Below are 21,471 nucleotides of genomic sequence, written 5' to 3'. Positions count from 1 at the left end.
AAGCAGGGCGGTTACTCTTCTTCGTTACCGCCCTCTTCCAACGGCCCAAAGGGTTTGGCTGGCAGAACGAGATACACCCCTTCGAACACCGCGCCCATCGTATCATCGCCGTAAAGCTCGACCTGCAGCGCCACGCGGGCTTTACGGCCCCGCGCCAGGCGATCGAGATCGCCGCTCAGCGAACCTAAATCGGCAATTGCGCCAGGCCGTCCGGTAATTGGGCTGCTGTAGCGAATGTGGGCATCGGCGAGAATAATCGTGCCGCCGAGGTGGCGTTCGCGCAGCATCAGCCAGATCAGCCCCCAGCCCGTCAGGGTGGCGAGCGAAAACAGGCTTCCCGCAAACAGCGTCTGGTGCGGATTTTGATTGCCCGCCTCCGGCATGGTGGTAATGAATTTTTGCCCGGTGTACTGCAAAATCCTGACGCCCATTTTCTCGCTCAGCGGAATATGTTCGTACCAGGCCTGCTGGAGCTGACCGCACCAGTCCGCACGGTGCAGAATGTCGTCCAACGACGCGACGGGCTTGATCATCAGGAAGTGCCGCACCGGCGTGGTTTGCGGGGTGGTGATTTCGCCCTGGTTCACAAACCCAAGCTTGGCGAAGAACTCCACCGCATCTTCACGGGCGCTACACACCACGCGCTTCACGCCTTCCTGACGGGCGACGGATTCCAGCGTCATCGCCACCAGCGTGCCCAGGCCTTTGTCCTGCACGGAAGGGTGAACCGCCATAAAGCGGATCGCCGCTTCGTTATCGGCATTGATATACAGACGGCCAATGGCGACCGGGTTGCCCTCTTCATCCACCACCATCTGGTGATGCGCCATAGCGTCCCAGGCGTCGCGTTCTGAGCCTTTAGGCTGATGCAAAGGCTTGCGCAGCATCTCCCAGCGGAACTGGTAGTAACTTTCTAGCTCTTCTTCGGTTTGCGGTACGCGAAGGTGATACATAGTTAACTCTCTCGTTACGCGGGGCCGATGGTCTACACCTGTAGCCAGAACGTCACCGGCCCGTCGTTGGTAAGTGATACCTGCATGTCGGCGGCGAAACGTCCGGTCTGGGTTTCGATCCCCTGCTGTTTGCAGCGCTCGACGAAGTATTCGTACAGCTCCTCGGCCTTGTCGGGAGCCGCGCCGCCCGAGAAGCTCGGACGCATACCGCGTTCGGTATCGGCCGCCAGCGTAAACTGGGACACGACCAGCACGCTGCCGCCTGCCTGCTGCACGTTAAGGTTCATTTTGTCGTTCTCATCGCTAAAGATGCGATAGCCCAGAACGCGCTCGCACAGGCGGTTGGCCTTTTGCTCGTTGTCTTCTTTTTCGACACCCAATAACACTAAAAGTCCTGGGCCGATTTCGCCCGTCACCTCACCCTCCACGGTGACGCGAGCCTGGGTAACGCGCTGAATCAATGCAATCATGGTTCTTCCAATTCTTCCTGCTGTGCCTGGATGCGCAGCCGACGATACTCTCCGATGGTGACGGTAATTTCCGCTCCGAGCAACACGATACACCAGGTCCAATAGACCCAGACAAATAATATCGGGATCACCGCCAGCACGCCGTAAATGAGCTGGTAGGAAGGGAACATGGTGATGTAGAGCGCGAAGCCTTTCTTGCCCAACTCAAAGAGCAGCGCGGCAACCAGCGAGCCGATCAGGGCATCGCGCACCGGGACGCGCGTGGTCGGAACGATGCTGTACAGCAGCCAGAACGATAGCCAGGAGAGCAGCAGCGGGAATATCCGCAGTACCTCATCGATCACGCTGTTAAAGCCCGTGGCCCAGCGCAGGGAGAGCAAATAGGAGCTAATGGCGAGGCTTGCCCCGGCCAGCAGCGGCCCGAGCGTCAAAATCATCCAGTAAACCGCAAACGAGTAGATTTTTGGCCGAATGCGCGTGCTGCGCCAGATGGTATTCAACGCGCTATCCACGGCGTACATCAGCAGCAGCGCGGTGACGATAAGCCCGCAGGCACCCACCGCCGTCATCTTGCTGGAGTTCGCGACGAACTGTTCGATATAGCGCTGGATAATATCGCCCGTAGCGGGAATAAAATTCGAGAAGATAAAGTGGCGCAGCTGAACGCTGACGTCAGAAAACATCGGGAAGGCGGCGAATAACGCAAATACCACGGCGATGAAAGGCACCAGCGACAGCAGCGACACGTAGGCGAGGTTGCCCGCAAGCGTCGTCATGTTGTCCTGGTCGATACGCTGCCAGAGCAGCTTACCCCAGGCGACCCACGGCCTGAGGTGTTTGCGGGTCGAGCGGTTAACGTCTTTTAGCATGGATTGTTTGCGAAGTAGTCCGGCACCGTTTGTTTTCCGGTCACCAGAATGCTGGTGATGCCCAGCCGTTGCGCCCCTTTAATATTATCGGCGTTATCGTCAAAAAAGATGGCCTGCTCGGCAGAAAAACCTTCGGTTTCTAACAGCTTTTGGTAAATCTCCACGTCCGGTTTGCGCATCCCCATCTCCTGCGACAGGTAGATTTTATCCGCCGCTTCGGCGATTTGCGGGTACTCGCCGGGCCAGAACGTCGTGTGCAGCCGGTTGGTGTTTGAAAGCACCACGACGCGATGCCCCTGTTCGCGCAGCTGTTTCATCAGGGCGATGACTTCCGGGCGCAGAGCGACGAATACGGCCTGCCAGCCGGCGGCAAACTGCTCGAAGCTGAGCGGCATGTCCATCTCTTTGCAGACGGCGGCGGCAAAATCTTCGTCAGAGATTTGCCCGCGTTCGTGTTGTTGGAAGGCTTCCCCCATCACAAAGCTTTTTTGCAGATTGGCAAGCGGGATGCGGCTGTAATCGCTCCAGACCCCCATCACCCTTTTAAAGTCGATATCGACGATGACATTACCCAAATCAAAGATATACAGCATTTGCCTCTCCTTTGCGCCATGGACAAATAACTGTAGCGGTAAAGGATGGCTTTGACTATCGCGGGGATCGACTCTCGTGAGGTTCTGTTGATGAGAAGGCAAAAAAAAGCCCCGTCTTTGCAGACAGGGCTTCGTATGACTTTAGGAAAGAAACTTACGCTTCTTTGCTACCACGACCCGCGCGTTTGCGGTCGTTTTCAGTCAGGTGACGTTTACGGATACGTACGGACAGCGGGGTAACTTCTACCAGTTCGTCATCATCGATGAACTCCAGCGCCTGCTCCAGAGTCATTTTCTGAGCGGGAACCAGGGTAGTCGCTTCGTCGGTACCGGACGCACGCATGTTCGTCAGTTTCTTACCGGTCAGGCAGTTTACGGTCAGGTCGTTAGAACGACTGTGAATACCGATGATCTGGCCTTCGTAAACTTCAGCACCGTGACCCAGGAACAGCTTGCCGCGATCCTGCAGACCGTACAGAGCAAACGCAACCGCTTTACCCTGGCCGTTGGAGATCAGCACGCCGTTCTGACGCTGGCCAACTTCGCCCTGACGGATATCGTCATAGTGGCTGAAGGTGGAGTACAGCAGGCCAGTACCGGAAGTCATGGTCATGAATTCGTTACGGAAGCCGATCAGGCCACGGCTTGGGATCACGTAGTCAAGACGTACGCGGCCTTTGCCGTCTGGATTCATGTTTTTCAGGTCGCCTTTACGCTCACCAAGAGCCTGCATTACTGCGCCCTGGTGCTGCTCTTCGATATCGAGCGTTACGTTTTCGAAAGGTTCCTGCTTACGGCCGTCGATTTCACGGAAGATAACTTTCGGACGGGAAACCGCCAGCTCGAAGCCTTCACGACGCATGTTTTCGATAAGCACGGACAGGTGAAGCTCACCACGACCGGATACACGGAACGCGTCCGCATCTTCGGTTTCTTCAACGCGCAGCGCAACGTTGTGCACCAGCTCTTTGTTCAGACGCTCAAGGATCTGACGAGAGGTAACGAATTTACCTTCTTTACCACAGAACGGAGAGGTGTTGACGTTGAAGAACATGGAAACGGTTGGCTCATCAACGGACAGCGCTGGCAGCGCTTCTACGTTTTGCGTATCGCAAAGCGTATCGGAGATGTTCAGCTCGCCCAGACCGGTGATCGCGATGATGTCGCCAGCTTCGGCTTCGGTGGATTCAATACGCTCCAGACCGAGGTGAGTCAGCACTTTACCGACTTTACCGTTACGGGTTTTGCCTTCGCTATCGATGATAGTGATCTGCTGGTTAGGCTTCACTTTACCGCGCTTGATGCGACCGATGCCGATAACACCAACGTAGTTGTTGTAATCAAGCTGGGAGATTTGCATCTGGAACGGACCATCGAGGTCAACGTTTGGTGCTTTAACGTGGTCAACAATCGCCTGGTACAGCGGGGTCATGTCTTCCGCCATATCATTGTGATCGTCACCCGCGATACCCATCAATGCGGATGCATAGATGATTGGGAAATCGAGCTGCTCGTCGCTCGCTTCCAGGTTTACGAACAGGTCGAAGACCTGATCAACAACCCAGTCAGGACGCGCGCCAGGGCGGTCGACTTTGTTGATAACCACGATTGGCTTCAAACCATGGGCAAATGCCTTTTTGGTTACGAAGCGCGTCTGCGGCATTGGGCCATCCATTGCGTCAACGACCAGCAGCACGGAGTCTACCATGGACATTACACGTTCAACTTCACCACCGAAGTCGGCGTGCCCAGGGGTATCAACGATGTTGATACGGTAGTCATTCCATTTGATAGCGGTGTTTTTAGCGAGGATGGTAATCCCACGCTCTTTCTCCAAATCGTTGGAGTCCATCACGCGTTCGGTAGCTTCAGCACGTTCGTTACTGAAAGTACCAGATTGCTGCAGCAGCTTATCAACCAGGGTAGTTTTACCATGGTCAACGTGCGCGATGATGGCGATGTTACGCAGATTTTCGATCACAACTTTGCCTCAGGCATTAGAAATAGCGCGTTATTGTACACGTATTAATCGAAGGACAGAACAGGATCACAAAGAACCTTTACAAACAATACTGAAAGTAAGGGTTTGTGATCGCTTTCACGGAGCTAAAAAGGGATTCATAACGTAAATTGCACCAATATGGTGCCCAGATTTCACACCGAAGCACTATATTGGTGCAAGTTATCCATCGTGGTGCAGCCCTTTTGCACTATACCGCGCATGATAACGCCTTTTTGGGGTGATTTAAAAGTTGGCACAGATTTCGCTTTATAGAAATCAGGGCGAAAAGCCAAATTAAGAAAGTTAGAACACCTCGTTGCCACGACACAATGATTAATCCGGGAGAGTTAAGTATGTCCGCTGAACACGTTTTGACGATGCTGAATGAGCATGAAGTGAAATTTGTTGATTTGCGCTTCACTGACACCAAAGGTAAAGAACAGCACGTCACAATCCCTGCTCATCAGGTAAATGCCGAATTCTTCGAAGAAGGCAAAATGTTTGACGGCTCCTCAATTGGCGGCTGGAAAGGCATCAACGAATCCGACATGGTTCTGATGCCAGACGCGTCTACCGCCGTCATCGACCCGTTCTTCGCTGACTCTACCCTGATTATTCGTTGTGACATTCTTGAGCCAGGCACTTTACAAGGCTATGACCGCGACCCGCGCTCCATCGCTAAACGTGCTGAAGACTACCTGCGCTCTACCGGTCTTGCTGATACCGTGCTGTTCGGGCCAGAACCAGAGTTCTTCCTGTTCGACGATATCCGTTTCGGCAGCTCTATCTCCGGCTCCCACGTTGCTATCGATGATATCGAAGGCGCATGGAACACCGGCACCAAATACGAAGGCGGCAACAAAGGCCACCGTCCAGCAGTAAAAGGCGGCTACTTCCCGGTGCCACCGGTTGACTCCGCTCAGGACCTGCGTTCTGCGATGTGTCTGACCATGGAGCAGATGGGCCTGGTTGTTGAAGCTCACCACCACGAAGTGGCGACGGCTGGTCAGAACGAAGTGGCTACCCGCTTCAACACCATGACCAAAAAAGCGGACGAAATTCAGATCTACAAATACGTCGTGCACAACGTTGCCCACGCTTACGGCAAAACTGCGACCTTCATGCCAAAACCAATGTTTGGCGATAACGGTTCCGGTATGCACTGCCACATGTCCCTGTCCAAGAACGGCGTGAACCTGTTCGCAGGTGATAAATACGCGGGTCTGTCCGAGCAGGCGCTGTACTACATCGGCGGCGTCATCAAACACGCTAAGGCGATCAACGCCCTGTCTAACCCAACGACCAACTCCTACAAGCGTCTGGTCCCGGGTTACGAAGCGCCTGTTATGCTGGCTTACTCTGCCCGTAACCGTTCTGCTTCTATCCGTATTCCAGTGGTTGCTTCTCCGAAAGCTCGCCGTATTGAAGTGCGCTTCCCGGACCCGGCTGCTAACCCATACCTGTGCTTCGCGGCGCTGCTGATGGCAGGCCTCGACGGCATTAAGAACAAAATCCATCCGGGCGAAGCGATGGACAAAAACCTGTATGACCTGCCGCCGGAAGAAGCGAAAGAGATCCCACAGGTTGCAGGCTCTCTGGAAGAAGCACTCAACGCGCTGGACCAGGACCGCGAATTCCTGACCGCCGGTGGCGTATTCACTGACGATGCGATCGATGCCTACATCGCTCTGCGTATCGAAGAAAATGACCGCGTGCGCATGACGCCGCACCCGGTAGAGTTTGAGCTGTACTACAGCGTTTAAGAAAAATAATACTCAGCGGATTTCTTGCCGCAGCAAGGCGGCAACTGAGCGAATCCCCAGGAGCATAGATAACTCTGTGACTGGGGTGAGCAAAGGCAGCCAACACGGCTGCGGTAAGAAAGACGTGGAAGATTTTGTTGCCGTGGAAACTTTCAGCCCATCTTCGGATGGGCTTTTTTCACCGCTAACAACCAGCAATAGCAAGGCTTTTTACGCGCCAACCACTATAATGCACCAACATAGTGCATAACCCGGAGACTGCTGTATGGCAACTGGCACGCTGCCCGATGCTGGGCAGATCCTGAATTCCTTAATCAACAGCATCCTGCTCGTGGATGACGAGCTGGCGGTTCATTACGCGAACCCGGCGGCGCAGCAGCTGCTGGCCCAAAGTTCCCGCAAGCTCTACGGCACGCCCCTGCCGGACCTGTTGAGCTATTTCTCGCTGAACATCGCCTTAATGCAGGAAAGCCTGATTGCAGGCCAGGGATTTACCGATAACGAAGTCACGCTGGTGATTGACGGCCGTTCCCATATTCTCTCGCTGACGGCGCAGCGGCTGCCGGATGGGTTAATCCTGATGGAAATGGCGCCGATGGACAACCAGCGTCGCCTAAGCCAGGAACAGCTTCAGCATGCCCAGCAGATCGCCGCGCGCGACCTGGTTCGCGGGCTTGCACACGAGATTAAAAACCCGCTCGGCGGATTGCGCGGCGCGGCGCAGCTGCTGGCTAAAGCCCTGCCAGACCCGTCGCTGACGGAATACACCAAAGTGATTATCGAGCAGGCAGACCGCCTGCGTAATCTGGTCGACAGGTTGCTAGGCCCGCAGCAGCCGGGGATGCACGTAACGGAAAGCATTCATAAAGTCACCGAGCGCGTTATGCAGCTGGTTTCTATGGAGCTGCCGGGGAACGTCACGCTGGTACGGGACTACGACCCAAGCCTGCCGGAGTTTGCTCACGATCCGGACCAAATCGAGCAGGTTTTGCTGAATATCGTGCGCAATGCGCTGCAGGCGCTGGGCAGCGACGGGGGCGAAATCGTCCTGCGCACCCGCACCGCCTTCCAGCTAACGCTGCACGGTATGCGCTACCGCCTTACTGCACGCATAGACGTTGAAGATAACGGCCCCGGCATCCCGGCCGCGCTTCAGGACACGCTGTTCTACCCGATGGTGAGCGGGCGCGAAGGAGGAACCGGCCTCGGCCTGTCCATCGCACGCAGCCTGATCGATCAGCATTCGGGGAAAATCGAATTCAACAGTTGGCCAGGTCATACCGAGTTTTCCGTTTACCTGCCTATTCGTAAGTAGAGGTTTGTATGCAACGAGGGATAGTTTGGATCGTTGATGACGATAGCTCCATCCGTTGGGTGCTGGAACGCGCGCTGACCGGAGCAGGTTTAATCTGTACCGCCTTTGAGAGCGGCGCGGAGGTCTTAGACGCGCTTGCCACCAAAACGCCGGACGTTCTGCTGTCCGACATACGTATGCCGGGCATGGACGGGCTGGCGCTGCTAAAACAGATCAAACAGCGCCACCCGATGCTTCCGGTCATCATAATGACCGCGCATTCGGATTTGGACGCGGCGGTCAGCGCCTATCAGCAGGGCGCGTTCGACTACCTGCCCAAGCCGTTTGATATCGACGAGGCCGTCGCCCTCGTTGAGCGCGCCATCAGCCACTATCAGGAACAGCAGCAGCCGCGCAACGTGCAGGTGAATGGGCCAACCACCGATATCATCGGCGAAGCGCCCGCCATGCAGGATGTCTTCCGCATCATCGGCAGGCTGTCGCGCTCGTCCATCAGCGTGTTGATCAACGGTGAATCCGGCACGGGTAAAGAGCTGGTCGCCCATGCGCTGCATCGTCACAGCCCGCGCGCGAAATCACCCTTTATTGCACTGAACATGGCGGCAATTCCTAAGGATTTGATTGAATCCGAGCTGTTTGGCCATGAGAAAGGCGCGTTTACCGGCGCGAACCAGATTCGCCAGGGGCGCTTTGAACAGGCCGACGGCGGCACGCTGTTCCTCGATGAAATCGGCGATATGCCGCTGGACGTGCAAACCCGCCTGCTGCGCGTGCTGGCCGACGGCCAGTTTTATCGCGTTGGCGGCTATGCGCCGGTGAAAGTCGACGTGCGTATTATTGCGGCGACCCACCAGAACCTCGAGCTGCGCGTGCAGGAAGGGAAATTCCGCGAGGATTTGTTCCACCGCCTGAACGTCATCCGCGTGCATCTGCCGCCGCTGCGCGAACGCCGCGAGGACATACCGCGTCTGGCTCGCCACTTCTTACAGGTTGCGGCCCGCGAGCTGGGCGTAGAAGCCAAGCTTCTGCACCCGGAAACGGAGAACGCGCTGACTCGTCTGGCGTGGCCGGGCAACGTTCGCCAGCTCGAAAACACCTGCCGCTGGCTGACCGTTATGGCCGCAGGTCAGGAAGTGCTGATTCAGGATCTGCCGAGCGAGCTGTTTGAAACGACCGTGCCTGAAAGCGGGACGACGCAAACGCTGCCGGACCACTGGGCAACGCTGCTGGCGCAGTGGGCCGACCGCGCGCTGCGTTCCGGTCATCAAAACCTGCTCTCTGAAGCGCAGCCGGAAATGGAGCGTACCTTGCTGACGACCGCTCTGCGCCACACGCAGGGGCACAAGCAGGAAGCCGCACGCCTGCTGGGCTGGGGGCGAAATACCCTGACACGCAAGCTCAAAGAGCTGGGAATGGAATAGAAAAACGGTGGATAGCGCGGCTGCCTATCCACCCTATAACTTCAGGTCGACACTACGCATCGCAGCGCAATACGTTTTATCCCCCCAAAAGCTATCAGTCCTTCTTAATCATCTGCACGATTTCGTTGCTGTTAATCTGGCGGTCGTTGCCCTGCTGGTCGGTGTAGCGCGTCAGGCCGGTGTCTTTGTCGATTTCCGGTTTGCCGTGCGTGACGATCATGTCGCCATTCTTGGTGGACATCACGTAGTCGCTTGAACAGGCGGTAACGGACAGCGCAACGGTGCCCAGCAGCATAACGGCGAATAATTTTTTCATGGTGGCAAATCCCCTTTTAAAAGTGAGGGCGATTGTAGCCCGTGGAAGCACAACAGATTGTTAATGTGTATTGCGAGGGGTAAGGAAGATTTTGAGTAAGGCGGGAATGCCCTCACCCCGGCCCTCTCCCCCAGGAGAGGGAGAAAACCATACGGTTCTCTTTCCTGGGTGAGAGGGTGAGGGTGAGGGGGAAAATTAAAGCTCGATGACCAAACGTGACTCAGCGGATTCCGGCGTCACCACAACGCCCTGCTCGCCCGCCGCGTGCTTGCCCTGCTGCACGCCCTTCACGCCGCTGATATTGCGCAGGCACAGCGTCCAGTCTTTCGCCTGGCCTGCGCCCTGCACCGTTAGCGTGTTGCCTTCGCGCTTCACCTTCAGCGTGAAGATAACCGAGCCGTCTGCCGCCGGGACTTCGCACACCGCCTCGCGTCCGTCGTCCAGGTTAAACAGCTGGAACTGTGTGCCTTCGTGCCACGCGTAGTCCGGCTTCTGGTCGTTGTTACCGAGCGCTAACAGCGTGTTGTCACGCACGTAGACCGGCAGGCTCTGGAAATCGTGCTTCTCTTTATGCCAGCGGCTGCCGCCTGCCTCCACGTTGCTGAACAGGTGCGTCCAGCGGCCTTCCGGCAGGTAGAACTGCACGTCGCCCGCCTCGCTGAACACCGGCGCGACCATTACGGATTCGCCCAGCATGTACTGGCGGTCGAGGTAATCGCAGCCCGGATCGTCCGGGAACTCCAGCATCATGGAACGCATCATCGGCGTGCCGAACTCCGCCGCGTAGGCCGCCTGGCGATACAGGTACGGCATCATGCGGGACTTCCACTGCGTGAAGTGGCGCACCACGTCGCAGGCCTCGTCGTCGTACGCCCACGGCACACGGTAGGATTTGCTGCCGTGCAGGCGGCTGTGGCTGGAAAGCAGCCCGAACGCGCACCAGCGTTTGTAAACGTGCGCGGGCGCGGTGTTCTCAAACCCGCCGATATCGTGGCTCCAGAACCCGAAGCCGGACATGCCGAGCGACAGACCGCCGCGCAGACTTTCCGCCATCGACTCGTAGTTGGCGTAGCAGTCGCCACCCCAGTGAACCGGGAACTGCTGCGCGCCCACGGAAGCAGAACGGGCAAACAGCACCGCCTCTTCTTCGCCCAGCTCCTGTTTGAGCACGTTCCACACCAGTTCGTTATAGATGAACGCATAATGGTTGTGCATTTTCTGCGGATCGCTACCGTCATGCCACACCACGTCGGTCGGGATGCGCTCGCCAAAGTCGGTTTTGAAGCAGTCCACGCCCATACGCACCAGGCGCTTCAGGTGCCCGGCGTACCATTCGCAGGCCGCAGGGTTGGTGAAATCAACAATCGCCTGCCCCGGCTGCCATTTATCCCACTGCCACACCGCGCCGTTCGGGCGCTTAAGCAGGTAGCCTTTCTCCATGCCTTCGCGGAACAGCGGGGATTTCTGGCCGATATACGGGTTTATCCACACGCAGATCTTCAGGTCCTTCGCCTTCAGACGCTTGAGCATCCCTTCCGGGTCCGGGAAGGTCACCGGGTCCCACTCGAAGTCGCACCACTGGAAGGCCTTCATCCAGAAGCAGTCGAAGTGGAAAACGTGCAGCGGCAGATTGCGTTCCGCCATGCCGTCGATAAAGCTGTTTACCGTCGCCTCGTCGTAGTTGGTCGTGAACGAGGTGGTGAGCCACAGGCCGAAAGACCAGGCCGGCGGCAGCGCCGGGCGGCCGGTGAAGCGGGTGTAACGGTCAAGCACCGCTTTTGGCGTCGGGCCGTCAATCACGAAGTATTCTAGGTATTCACCTTCTACGCTGAACTGCACCTTGGAAACTTTTTCTGAACCCACCTCAAAAGAAACGCATTCCGGGTGGTTTACCAGCACGCCGTAGCCGCGGTTGGTGAGGTAGAACGGGATGTTTTTGTAGGATTGCTCGGTGCTGGTGCCGCCGTCGCGGTTCCAGGTTTCCACCGTCTGGCCGTTTTTCACCAGCGCGGTAAAACGTTCGCCGAGGCCGTAAACCGCTTCGCCCACGCCTAAATCCAGGCGTTCGAACACGTGGGTGCGGCCCGTATTCGCATCCTGCACGTAGCCGTTGTTTTTAAACGCGCTGCCGGTAATGCGTTCGCCGCCGCGCAGGAAATCCAGCGCCCATTCGTTGCCCTTCGTGACGCGCACGCTCAGGTTGCCGCTTTTCAGCTCGGCGAACTCGGCGGTGTTTTGCATCGACACTTTCACATCGTTTAAAACGTTCAGCGGATAGTACGGGCCGTTATTTACCGCGCCCTGGAAGTGCTCGATACGCACGCCAACAATGCCTTCCTGCGGAGAGAAGAATCGCAGCGTAAACAGCGGGGTATCAAGCTGGTTGCCGCGCTCGCTGACATCCTTCGTGCCCGCGTACACCACCATTTCGTTACCGTTTTGCTCCACGTCGAACACCTGAATCGGGTGAATCAACGCAAGCCCAGGCTGGATAAGCCAGTTACCGTCACTAATTTTCATCACTAATCCTCTTACTGCTGAAATTCTTTGGAAACAGGAGCGTTTTCAAAATCTTTTTGGTTACGGCGCACGCCTTCCGCCAGTTCGCCGAGAATCTTCTTCAGGAACGGGGTTTTCAGGGTGTAGAAGCGTTTGGCCACCACGGCGCTAATCAGGTAGCAAATGCCCGGCAAAATGGTGAACAGCGCGATGATAATGCTGATGGTGGCGCTGTTCTGCGAAGCGGCGCTGGCATCGTAGCCGCCGCCCGCCAGCATCCAGCCGATCATCGCGCCGCCGATGGCGAGGCCCAGCTTCAGCACGAACAGCGTGCCCGCGAAGCTGATGCCGGTAAGGCGCTTGCCGTTGGTCCACTCGCCGTAATCCACGGTGTCGGACATCATGACCCACTGGATCGGCGTGACGAGCTGGTGCAGCACGCCAATCACGAAGATGAACACGAACATGGTGACGACGGAGCTCATCGGCACGAAGAACATCGCGAAGCTCAGCACCGCAAGGGCGGCGTTCGTCCACCAGAAGACGCTGACCTTGCATTTCCAGTCGGTAAGCGGCTTGGCGGCGGCGCTGCCGATCAGGTTGCCGACGCAGTAGGTAGTAAGGAACGCGGTGAACATCAGCGGGGAACCGAGAATCCATGTGACGTAATACATCATCGCGCCGCCGCGGATACACACCGCCATAATATTCAGGATGGTCAGCAGCCCGACGATGCGCCACTGGTCGTTCTGCCAGATATCACGCAGGTCTTCACGGGCCGAAGTGGTGACCGGCGGCGCTTCCACGCGCTCTTTGGTGGTGAAGAAGCAGGTCGCCAGCATGATAAACGCGACTACGGATAGCACCGCGATCCCGCCCTGGAAACCGAAGGCCTTATCTTCGCCGCCAATCAGTTTTACCAGCGGCATCATCAGCACGGTGGAGAGCATGCCGCCCGCCGTCGCCAGCACGAAGCGCCAGGACTGGAGCGAGATGCGCTGCGTTGGGTCGTTGGTGATCACACCGCCCAGCGCGCAGTAAGGGATGTTCACCACGGTGTACATCAGCGTCAGCAGGGTGTAGGTCACCGCCGCGTAAATCATTTTGCCGTTTACGCTAAGGTCAGGCGTGCTGTAGGCGAATACGCAGACGATACCGAAAGGAATCGCCCCGAACAGGATCCACGGGCGGAATTTCCCCCAGCGGCTGCGGGTGCGGTCGGCAATCAGGCCCATGCACGGGTCGGAAATGGCGTCCAGCGCGCGGGCCAGCAGGAACATGGTGCCGACGAAACCGGCGGGAATACCGAAGATGTCGGTGTAAAAGAACATCATGTACATCATGACGTTATCAAAAACGATATGGCTGGCGGCGTCCCCCAGTCCATAGCCAAACTTTTCCTTTGCGGAAAGAACCTGACTTGTCATCTCTACAACCCTCGACCTTGCGGCATTTTAATTTGATGTATGCCGTTGTAATGCATCAGGGGGGAGGCTTGTATTGTGTTTTCTGGTTATTAAATTACGTTTCTTGATAACTGTGAGCGGGGTCGCTCAATTCGCGGGCTGCGCTTTGCGGGGGTGGGTAGTTTATGTACGGTTTAATTGACCCTGCTAATGGTTACGCGGGAATGATTGGGGAATTTCCCCTAAATAATTCGAGTTGCAGTCAGGCGGCAAGGGAGCGAGGCCCAGGAGCTTACTGAGGTAAGTGACTGGGGTGAGGGGCTGCAGCCAACGCCCCTGCGGCTCGAAGTATGACGGGGAAAGCAAACCATTGTTTGGTGGATTTGAGAAACCCGGTATAATGCGCACCGCCTCCATGTAGCAATGAAGGCTGGGAAGATCGTCGTCTCCGGTGAGGCGGCTGGACTTCAACTCCAGTTGGTGCCGCCAGCGGTGCCGGGCAGGTTCGACTCCTGTGATCTTCCGCCAATTTTTCTTTTCTTAATTTAGATTATTGAACATGATTATACATTTCACTAATGACTCAAAGAAACTTATTTCAATAATTGATACTGGTGAATTGTTACTGAGCTATTGTAAAGAAGAGTTTTTTAACAAGCCCGAGAAAATATCGTCCAGAGCTGCACATCCCATGGTTTCTTTTAGTAATTACATGCTCAAGAGCCTCCCAAATAAAAAAATCACTTATGGGGAATATGGGATTGCATTTAAAAAAAGTTGGGTTGAAAGAAATAGTATTAATCCGGTTATTTATATGAATAACAACTCATATGTTTCTTCTGCTTTAGAAACCTTACTTCAAGCAAGACGAGACGCTGAAAATAAATTCAGTCCTGATGTTAGACTCGCAATCATAAAAATAAAATGCTTCACCAAAAATTCAATCGGTTATAATAGCCATGCCAAAAAAAATAATTTTAAATTTAAAAGTGAAAATGAATGGCGTTACGTACCTACAAAAAAACAAATTAACAAAGCTCTTATATCGATATCTGCGTCAGCTTTTGATAAAAACAAACAAAAATACAATCAAAAGCTCATAGAGTTCCCCCTTAGATTCAAAAAAGAAGACATTAAATTCATCTATGTATCTCATGAAGATCATAGTTTATTTAAATCAAAATATAAGGAATTAGCGAATATAATTAAGATTTCTCCTTGGACATATGTTGACATTAAAGATGGGCTTTCCAACTAAGCTATAATTTATGGAGTAGATGGGTGATAATAACGTTATTGCTGCATTTTACTTTGCAAATCCAAACGCTCCAATTCCTTTCTCCCAAGCGTCTTCAACCAATTCCCCAGACTCATACCAGCGTCCTTCGCTGCAACTTCAAACTGAGCTTTCAGTTCCGGTGAGATCCGGATCTGAAATGCAGGATTTTTACCGGAAGAGGACTGTTTAGCATCATATTTGACCGTTGACATGTATGTACCCTTGAGCTTATTGTGGTCATGAAGGTACACACCCTATCACAGGGTTACCTGAAAAAAAACGCCCCCGAATGGTATTGCGAGTACCAGACGAGGGCTAACCAAAACGTTAAAGGAGTTAACGCCATGGCTAACACCCATACTACCACAATCCCCCAGCCTGAAATCCTGTGCACTCAACCAGTTATCGAGTCGGCTATCACGCGGCTTTTAAAAACGCAGCTTGGAACGACGATGGATTTATTCCAGGTGCTCGATAGCTGCCAGCAGCACGTCGAAGCGCTGATCGAAAACGACGACAACACCGAACGCATGGCGCTGTGCGGCCGTTTAAATGCAGGGCTGGAGATGATGAGGATTTTGCTTAAAGCACCGTTGCCGGAACATTTAATTGAGCGCCTGACGGTGGATGTAGCAACGGATGATAACTATCGCTGCCCGCTTTCAACCGACTCGGAAACCCTGCGGGAATACTGCGCGGCATTAACTATGTTGCTGTTACAGCGCCTGCAGTCGGCGGAACAGGAAGAGCAGATAACCGGGCTTTTGTACGAACTGATAGGCGTTCTGGTCGAGGATTTAAAGGCCCCGCGATTTATCCGTACCGATGCGGGGTTGGTGATGATTAGCGGTAACGCGAAGCCGGAAATTCACTAGGTTTTATAGGGCGGATAAGCCTGCACCATCCGCCATTTCACTCGGCTTAACGGTGGATGGCGCTTGCGCTTATCCACCCTACGGCTACTAGTAAACGCAACGCGCATTTGGTTAGAAAGCCTGGGGATCAAACCATGAATAACATCATTAAAATTAACGGCCATACCGCCATCGTCAGCTTCGATCCCGATATTGAGATGTTTCGTGGCGAGTTCGTCGGCTTAAATGGCGGTGCTGATTTTTACGCCTATAGCGTGCAGGAGCTTAAGACAGAAGGTGCCGATTCTCTTAAATTTTTCCTCGACACATGTCGCGCAAAAGGTATTGAGCCCTATAAATCTTACAGCGGGAAAATTTCTGCCCGCATATCTCCAGAAGACCATGCAGCCCTTGAGCGCATTGCGCTAGCCAGCGGCGAAAGCATTAACCAGCTACTAAATCAGGGCGCGAAATTAGTTATTAAACAGCGGGAAGCGTAACTACCTATCGTTAAGGTAACCCCGAAAATTTACCGTGATTGGTAGGGCGGATAAGCCTGCGCCATCCGCCATTTTTCCTCGGCTTAGCGGTGGATGGCGCCAGCGCTTATCCAACCTCCGCCTGGGCTTTGGTTATGCCCACGCTTCCTATAATCCTTTTTTGAAAGAGGAAAACGGGCAAAAAACTTATCATGAAGGGAGAGAATATTCTTCCTATTCACTGAGCATACAATTAGGTGTTTTTAACATGATTAGTTTTTTTAAAGAAAAAATAGATATTCACTCTGATAACTTGCAGAGTGCCATTGTCAAAAAATTAGACAACACATCACTGTCCAGCAAATCACTGGAAAAACTGACTAAAATAGCAAACTCTCAGTATGAATTTAAAAATGGAGAGGCGAAATCAATTTTCTGCGATCGGCCGTTTACAAACCATGCAAATACCGAAAACGTATCCAACTTAATTAAAGACATTAAAAGCATCAGGTCTATAAATAGTGGCTCATTTATTGATTCTACACTTACCTCATGGGAAGCCAACGCAAATAAACTGTTAGAGAAAAACAATGAGTCTAAAGAAAGAGAGCCATTGCTCGGTAAAGGTTCAAGAGGGGCTGTATATAAAAATGGCGAGTTCGTATTAAAGAAAACGAAAAATTTAACACCACATGAAATCTCCCATGAAGCAAATATGTGCAATGAATATAATCTAAAAAAAGGGAGTCTTCAAAATGCAGCTACCATAGTGGATAACTGCATCCAAATGCCCTTTATCAGCGGTAAGACCCCAGATTTTCAAGATACTTTACATGGCATTAATCACCTTTTTAAAGAAGGTTTTATGATGGGCGATGCAAAACCATCTAACTTTCTAAAAACCTTGAAAGGCAGCGTAGAGCCCGTGGATTTCGGTCTTGTATTTAAGCATGATCAATTAGAAAACATTGATACTGAAGTTAAGAAAAACATTATCACCGATTACATTAAAGGTGGATTTAGATACATTCCTGGCGAAATCAAGAAGGAATACATGTCATGCCTCAAAAAATTAGATGATACGCTTGGAAAAGAAAGCCCCACTCGAAAGATGAACACAAAGGCGCTTTCAAAAGCAGGGTTCTAAATCATACCCAGAAAGATGCTTATGTCTTTTATAAACATCTTCGCATATAGAGCCTGTCGCTCCAGTGAAGATGGTCGCGGCAACGGAAGATTTTATAGGGCGGATAAGCCCGCACCATCCGCCATGTCCATTATCTTAGCGGTGGATGGCGCTTGCGCTTATTCACACTACAAAAGATTCCAGGATAACTCCCCCTTCTACATCGGCGGCGTCAAACCCTCTTTCCCTACCGACACGCCGCGCGCGACCCATTCGCCTTTATCGTCTTTTGTCGCGTGCAGCACGACGTGGACACCGGGTTTCAGCAGCGATTTATCACCGGGGGCAATGAGCACGACCGGCACGTCGTCCGGGACGATGACCGTTTTTTCTTTGTCTTTATACTTCACCGTCATCGTGCGGCCGTGGCTGGTGACCAGCTTGCCGACGGTGCCGTTGGTCATGGTGTTTACCTGGCCGTCAGGCGATTCAAACGGGTTGAAGCCTTCACCGGAGCCGCGCAGGCTTGGCGCAAAGACGTGAACTTCCAGCGCTTTTAACGTGCCGTCTGCCTGCTGCACGGCGGCGGTGCCGATGAAGCTGTCGGGCTTGATGTCGCTGATTTTTGCCTGGCTCACGCTGTTCACTTTGGTTTGATCCGTCAGGCCAACCGCGAGCTTTTCACCCTGCCGCGTGGTGAGCCGTAGCGTGCTGCCGTTCACCGCGTCGATAGTGCCGCGCACGGGCTTGATAACGTTATCCGTTGGGGCCGCAGCCGCACCAAAGCTCAGCAATAGCGCGCCCAGCAGCAGGGCGGAAAATCGGGGTTTGTTCATGTTTCTCTCCGGCGTTTAAAGGCGATGATCGAATCATTAGCGAGCTTATTAAGCGTAATCGGCAAATGCGACGCGATGCGGAAAGAGTGTGTTCAAACATTTCGGGGAGAAGGGGGAAATTATTCGTGATACGCGGCCCAATATCGGGTAATCATAAAGCTCATCAATATTTTAATGAGCGATAATAACGCTCATCCGGCTCGCCTATAATGCTGTTTCAGGAAGAAATATGGCTTACAAATACGCTCTGGCGTTACTTATCCCGCTGATGATTTCCGGCTGCGCTTCGCACGATAGCTCCGGCTACGACGGGCACCGCACCCACGGCCCTGCACAGGCGGACGACACGTTTACCCGCCCGCACTATCCCGAACCGTACTACAACAAAGAAAATATGAGCAAGGACCAGCGGCGGGCGATTAGCGAGCAGTTGCGCGCGAACAGGCTTGAAGCCCGAGGCCGCCGGGATAACAGCACCGACAGCGGCGACGGCTTTGGCCAGCCCTTGCCGAACGGCTACTTTAACTAGGCCGATTTGATCTCCGCAAGCCTGCGGATATCGCCCGAAACTATCACCTCCAGATGGCGCGTGATGGTTTCCACCGGCCAGTCCCACCACGCCAGCGCCTCAAGCTCGGCCACCACGTCCGGCGCAAAGCGGGTTTTGATCGGCTTCGCAGGGTTGCCACCAACTACCGTGTAGGCGGGCACGTCTGACGTAACGACCGAGCGCGAGGAGATTATCGCCCCGTTGCCAATTTTCACGCCCGGCATGATCAGCGCGTCATAGCCAATCCACACGTCGTTGCCAATTACCGTGTCGCCTTTGTAGGGCAGATCCCCTTCGCCGGGCATGACCTTTTCCCAGCCGTTGCCGAAGATCTGAAACGGATAGGTCGAGATACCGGAAAGCTTGTGGTTCGCGCCGTTCATGATGAACTGCACGCCTTTGGCGATTGCGCAGAATTTACCGATGATCAGCCTGTCGCCGATAAACGGGTAGTGATAGAGCACGTTGCGCTCGAAATTCTCTGAATCCAGCGGGTCGTCGTAGTAGGTGTAATCCCCGACGATAATGTTCGGGTTGGTGAGGGTGTTGTTGATAAAACACACCTGCGGGAAGCCCGCCATCGGGTGTTTATTTTGAGGATCGGGTCCGTTCATGATGGAACTCCTGTATCCAGGCATCGCCGTTAAAGGCGGAAAGTCAGATAGCAAAAAACCCCGCTGGTGAGGCGAGGTTTTTTGTGTTTGCTACGTTGTGGCGACTGACTGCTTCGCACATCGCACAATCTCAACACCCGAAATATACGACGAAACCCGCAGTGGCGCAAATCATTGGCGCTAATTTGAGCAAAAGATATATTTTTCCTCTGCGAGTTCGTTCGCATTTACGATATTTAACTGTGTATATATACAGTAGTATTGATATACTCATTGCGTTGCTGATGATGTGCGCCGGGGCCGCGATCCGCCGCGGAATACAAGTCCTGGCTGAAACGGGTGGTGCCGTCAGTGCCTTAACCCCAAGGGTGCACATCGTACAATCTCAACAACCTCGGCCGGTTACAGGCAGCGGAAAGGTACGTCGGCTGAAAGTGCTCCTGACCCCAGGAGAAAGCGTATGAGCTGGATGGAAATCGCACTCGCGTTTCTGAAACTCATGGTTGCCCTGCTGCAACTGCTTGAAATAATCATGAAATACGTCAAGTAACTCATGTTCAAGTCGCACCAAAGGGAGGCAGATTTCTGCCTCCCTTTAATAAATGCATCCATGGATTACGGCTCAGGCGTCACCTGGTAGGCGGTTATGGCCAGCATCGGCGGGTGCGCGCTGTCCTTGCCGTCAAAGGTGATGAGGCGGTCGCTTCGCTCGCCGCCAAGGTAAATAGAAACCTCGTCTTTACCTTCGGCAATGGCTTTGCGCACGTAGCTATCGACGTTGTAGTCGCGCCAGTAGCGGCCGCCGTCCATCTGGAGTGAAGCCACGGCGCTGGCGCTGGCCGCCGCATGGTTTTTCCAGGTGGCGGTTTGCTCGCTCCAGTCGTTATCCAGCGCGTAGGCATAAGAAACTATCGTCGCGTTATCCGTGGTGTTCTGCCCGTAAATGCGCAGGCGATACTGGAAGGCCTTAAGCTCTTCCGGCGTCAGATTCGTGGGCATCGGCGGGATTTTGAATTTCAGCATCGCCAGCAACTGCGGGTTCACGTTTCGCTGCCCTTTGCGCCAGTCGTCCTTCACTCTCAGCCCGTTCTCGTCGCCAAAGTTTTTGTCCGCATCCTCGCTGGACACGTAGGTATCTTCCCTGGCGATGTTGTAGCTATACGGCACGGTTTTGCCGCAGGCACGGCTTTCGTTCATGCAGTATTTAGTCATGAATTCAGCGCCCTGTTCCGTCCAGCCATTCATAAAATCAGCGTGCGCCGTATAAATGCTGCCCCATTGTTCAATGCGCTTATCGCCGTCCATCACCGGATCGAGCGAAAGCTGAATTTTGCTGACGTCCAACGAGGTGAGCTGCGGCAGCACGTAGGCAACGTTCATATTCACGGTCGGGATCTTCACCGGGAAAGCTGCCGGGCAGGCGTCGCTCACGGAGTAGGCCGCGTTCATTTTGCCGTGCATGGGCTTCAGGTTTACGCCGTCCCAGCAGTTCGGGAAGGCGATACCGATATTGAACTGCACTGCGTCACCGGCACCGCGCAGGCCGCAAACCTGGTCAGCCTTACCCGTGTAGCCCTTGCCGTTAGCGCACAGGAAGCTGATATGCGGATTTGGGCCGGTACCGTGATGGTCACCCGCCAGCAGCTCAAGCCCTTTTGGGAACGGGTTCAACGGGTATTTTTCGACCTGATTAGCCTGGTAATAGGTCTTCTGGTAAGACGGCTTGAGGATCTGCCCGTCCGGCAGGCGCATGCTCGGTGCCCAGTAAGCGGAAGAGTCCGCCTTATTATCGCAGGTTGTGCTGATATGGGTACGCAGGCTGTCGTAGGTAGAAAACGCGTCCGTCGCCGTGTTGCCGAAGAAGTCATGCAGCATGGCTTCGTTTGGTTTGCCGTACATCATAATGGCGTCGTCGCCAAGGGTATGATGGTAGCCGCAGACTACGTTAGTCTGGCCGTCGGCTGCGTGTGCTGACGGCATAAAACAGAATATTCCTCCCAGCGGGGCGAGTAAGGGTAAAAAACGTTTCATAGGGCACTCCTTAAAATAGAGGCTCCGTTATAAATGCCCCTGGTTTCAAAACGATAATCATCCCTTCTCACTTTCCATCATCCTGCGAATGAGCA

The 21,471-nt window shown here is 54.1% G+C and carries 20 protein-coding genes and 1 tRNA gene; 9 read left to right on the top strand and 12 right to left on the bottom strand.

What is annotated here, in order from left to right; all coding sequences use genetic code 11:
• Window positions 1-11: 11 nt before the first annotated feature.
• From fabY to typA, 5 genes are all read right to left on the bottom strand, one after another.
• Window positions 12-953: a fatty acid biosynthesis protein FabY gene (gene fabY, locus ACSPHG_RS00220; protein ID WP_435951484.1), complete on the bottom strand. Its 942-nt coding sequence runs from the start codon at window positions 951-953 to the stop codon at window positions 12-14.
• Window positions 954-985: 32 nt separating this feature from the next.
• The gene (dtd, locus tag ACSPHG_RS00215; RefSeq protein ID WP_435951483.1) at window positions 986-1,423 is read right to left on the bottom strand and encodes a D-aminoacyl-tRNA deacylase; all 438 of its coding nucleotides are present in this window, start codon (window positions 1,421-1,423) and stop codon (window positions 986-988) included.
• On the bottom strand, window positions 1,420-2,292 hold the full coding sequence (locus tag ACSPHG_RS00210; protein WP_435951482.1) for a virulence factor BrkB family protein: 873 nt from the start codon (window positions 2,290-2,292) through the stop codon (window positions 1,420-1,422). The genes dtd and ACSPHG_RS00210 overlap by 4 nt, the downstream gene beginning before the upstream one ends.
• Window positions 2,286-2,885: a glucose-1-phosphatase gene (gene yihX / locus ACSPHG_RS00205; RefSeq protein ID WP_435951481.1), complete on the bottom strand. Its 600-nt coding sequence runs from the start codon at window positions 2,883-2,885 to the stop codon at window positions 2,286-2,288. The genes ACSPHG_RS00210 and yihX overlap by 7 nt, the downstream gene beginning before the upstream one ends.
• 154 nt (window positions 2,886-3,039) lie before the next feature.
• Window positions 3,040-4,866, bottom strand: coding sequence for a ribosome-dependent GTPase TypA (gene typA / locus ACSPHG_RS00200; protein ID WP_435951480.1), 1,827 nt, complete (start codon window positions 4,864-4,866; stop codon window positions 3,040-3,042).
• 374 nt (window positions 4,867-5,240) lie between these two features.
• Between typA and glnA the strand changes: the two genes are divergently transcribed.
• The 3 genes from glnA to glnG all read left to right on the top strand — a co-directional run bounded on the left by glnA (window position 5,241) and on the right by glnG (window position 9,386).
• Window positions 5,241-6,650 carry a glutamate--ammonia ligase gene (gene glnA / locus ACSPHG_RS00195; protein WP_435951479.1) on the top strand — a complete coding sequence of 470 codons (1,410 nt, stop codon included), beginning with the start codon at window positions 5,241-5,243 and terminating at the stop codon, window positions 6,648-6,650.
• Between the two features lie 265 nt (window positions 6,651-6,915).
• Window positions 6,916-7,965 (top strand): nitrogen regulation protein NR(II), encoded by a 1,050-nt coding sequence (gene glnL / locus ACSPHG_RS00190; protein ID WP_435951478.1) that lies wholly within the window; start codon window positions 6,916-6,918, stop codon window positions 7,963-7,965.
• An 8-nt stretch (window positions 7,966-7,973) separates the two neighbouring features.
• Window positions 7,974-9,386 carry a nitrogen regulation protein NR(I) gene (glnG, locus tag ACSPHG_RS00185; protein ID WP_435951477.1) on the top strand — a complete coding sequence of 471 codons (1,413 nt, stop codon included), beginning with the start codon at window positions 7,974-7,976 and terminating at the stop codon, window positions 9,384-9,386.
• Window positions 9,387-9,480: 94 nt separating this feature from the next.
• Here glnG and ACSPHG_RS00180 read toward each other — a convergent pair whose 3' ends face one another.
• The 3 genes from ACSPHG_RS00180 to ACSPHG_RS00170 form a co-directional block, all read right to left on the bottom strand.
• A complete protein-coding gene (locus ACSPHG_RS00180) occupies window positions 9,481-9,702 on the bottom strand; it encodes a YgdI/YgdR family lipoprotein (protein ID WP_435951476.1) in 222 nt (73 codons plus the stop codon).
• Window positions 9,703-9,897: 195 nt separating this feature from the next.
• On the bottom strand, window positions 9,898-12,222 hold the full coding sequence (gene yicI, locus ACSPHG_RS00175) for an alpha-xylosidase (protein WP_435951475.1): 2,325 nt from the start codon (window positions 12,220-12,222) through the stop codon (window positions 9,898-9,900).
• A gap of 11 nt (window positions 12,223-12,233) precedes the next feature.
• On the bottom strand, window positions 12,234-13,628 hold the full coding sequence (locus ACSPHG_RS00170; protein ID WP_435951474.1) for a glycoside-pentoside-hexuronide family transporter: 1,395 nt from the start codon (window positions 13,626-13,628) through the stop codon (window positions 12,234-12,236).
• A gap of 412 nt (window positions 13,629-14,040) precedes the next feature.
• Here ACSPHG_RS00170 and ACSPHG_RS00165 point away from each other — a divergent pair.
• Both ACSPHG_RS00165 and ACSPHG_RS00160 read left to right on the top strand, forming a co-directional pair.
• Window positions 14,041-14,135: transfer RNA gene (locus tag ACSPHG_RS00165), tRNA-Sec, on the top strand.
• A gap of 31 nt (window positions 14,136-14,166) precedes the next feature.
• A complete protein-coding gene (locus tag ACSPHG_RS00160; protein ID WP_435951473.1) occupies window positions 14,167-14,865 on the top strand; it encodes an abortive infection system antitoxin AbiGi family protein in 699 nt (232 codons plus the stop codon).
• A 35-nt stretch (window positions 14,866-14,900) separates the two neighbouring features.
• On the opposite strand, the gene ACSPHG_RS00155 is transcribed toward ACSPHG_RS00160, so the two are convergent.
• Window positions 14,901-15,098 carry a toxin-antitoxin system HicB family antitoxin gene (locus ACSPHG_RS00155; RefSeq protein WP_435951472.1) on the bottom strand — a complete coding sequence of 66 codons (198 nt, stop codon included), beginning with the start codon at window positions 15,096-15,098 and terminating at the stop codon, window positions 14,901-14,903.
• 132 nt (window positions 15,099-15,230) lie between these two features.
• Here ACSPHG_RS00155 and ACSPHG_RS00150 point away from each other — a divergent pair, with 132 nt between their 5' ends.
• The 3 genes from ACSPHG_RS00150 (at window position 15,231) to ACSPHG_RS00140 (ending at window position 17,366) form a co-directional block, all read left to right on the top strand.
• Window positions 15,231-15,761, top strand: a complete 531-nt coding sequence (locus ACSPHG_RS00150) for a hypothetical protein (protein WP_435951471.1) — start codon at window positions 15,231-15,233, stop codon at window positions 15,759-15,761.
• 134 nt (window positions 15,762-15,895) lie between these two features.
• Window positions 15,896-16,240: a type II toxin-antitoxin system HicB family antitoxin gene (locus ACSPHG_RS00145; RefSeq protein WP_435951470.1), complete on the top strand. Its 345-nt coding sequence runs from the start codon at window positions 15,896-15,898 to the stop codon at window positions 16,238-16,240.
• A 34-nt stretch (window positions 16,241-16,274) separates the two neighbouring features.
• Window positions 16,275-17,366, top strand: a complete 1,092-nt coding sequence (locus ACSPHG_RS00140; RefSeq protein WP_435951469.1) for a protein kinase family protein — start codon at window positions 16,275-16,277, stop codon at window positions 17,364-17,366.
• A gap of 197 nt (window positions 17,367-17,563) precedes the next feature.
• Here ACSPHG_RS00140 and ACSPHG_RS00135 read toward each other — a convergent pair whose 3' ends face one another.
• Window positions 17,564-18,181, bottom strand: coding sequence for a hypothetical protein (locus ACSPHG_RS00135; RefSeq protein ID WP_435951468.1), 618 nt, complete (start codon window positions 18,179-18,181; stop codon window positions 17,564-17,566).
• 229 nt (window positions 18,182-18,410) lie between these two features.
• Here ACSPHG_RS00135 and ACSPHG_RS00130 point away from each other — a divergent pair, with 229 nt between their 5' ends.
• Complete coding sequence (locus tag ACSPHG_RS00130; protein ID WP_435951467.1) at window positions 18,411-18,710, top strand: hypothetical protein; 300 nt, start codon at window positions 18,411-18,413, stop codon at window positions 18,708-18,710.
• Here ACSPHG_RS00130 and ACSPHG_RS00125 read toward each other — a convergent pair.
• Together ACSPHG_RS00125 and ACSPHG_RS00120 are read right to left on the bottom strand one after the other, a co-directional pair.
• Entirely contained in the window at window positions 18,707-19,345 is a 639-nt protein-coding gene (locus ACSPHG_RS00125) for a Vat family streptogramin A O-acetyltransferase (RefSeq protein WP_435951466.1), read from the bottom strand. The two genes, ACSPHG_RS00130 and ACSPHG_RS00125, sit on opposite strands and share 4 nt — an antisense overlap.
• A 615-nt stretch (window positions 19,346-19,960) precedes the next feature.
• Window positions 19,961-21,376: a DUF1996 domain-containing protein gene (locus tag ACSPHG_RS00120; protein ID WP_435951465.1), complete on the bottom strand. Its 1,416-nt coding sequence runs from the start codon at window positions 21,374-21,376 to the stop codon at window positions 19,961-19,963.
• Window positions 21,377-21,471: the final 95 nt, after the last annotated feature.

The sequence above is a fragment of the Dryocola baronae genome (assembly GCF_051297175.1).
Classification (GTDB): Bacteria; Pseudomonadota; Gammaproteobacteria; order Enterobacterales; family Enterobacteriaceae; genus Dryocola.
Note: the sequence above shows the minus strand (reverse complement) of the source record. Positions and strands in the feature narration are given on the sequence as shown.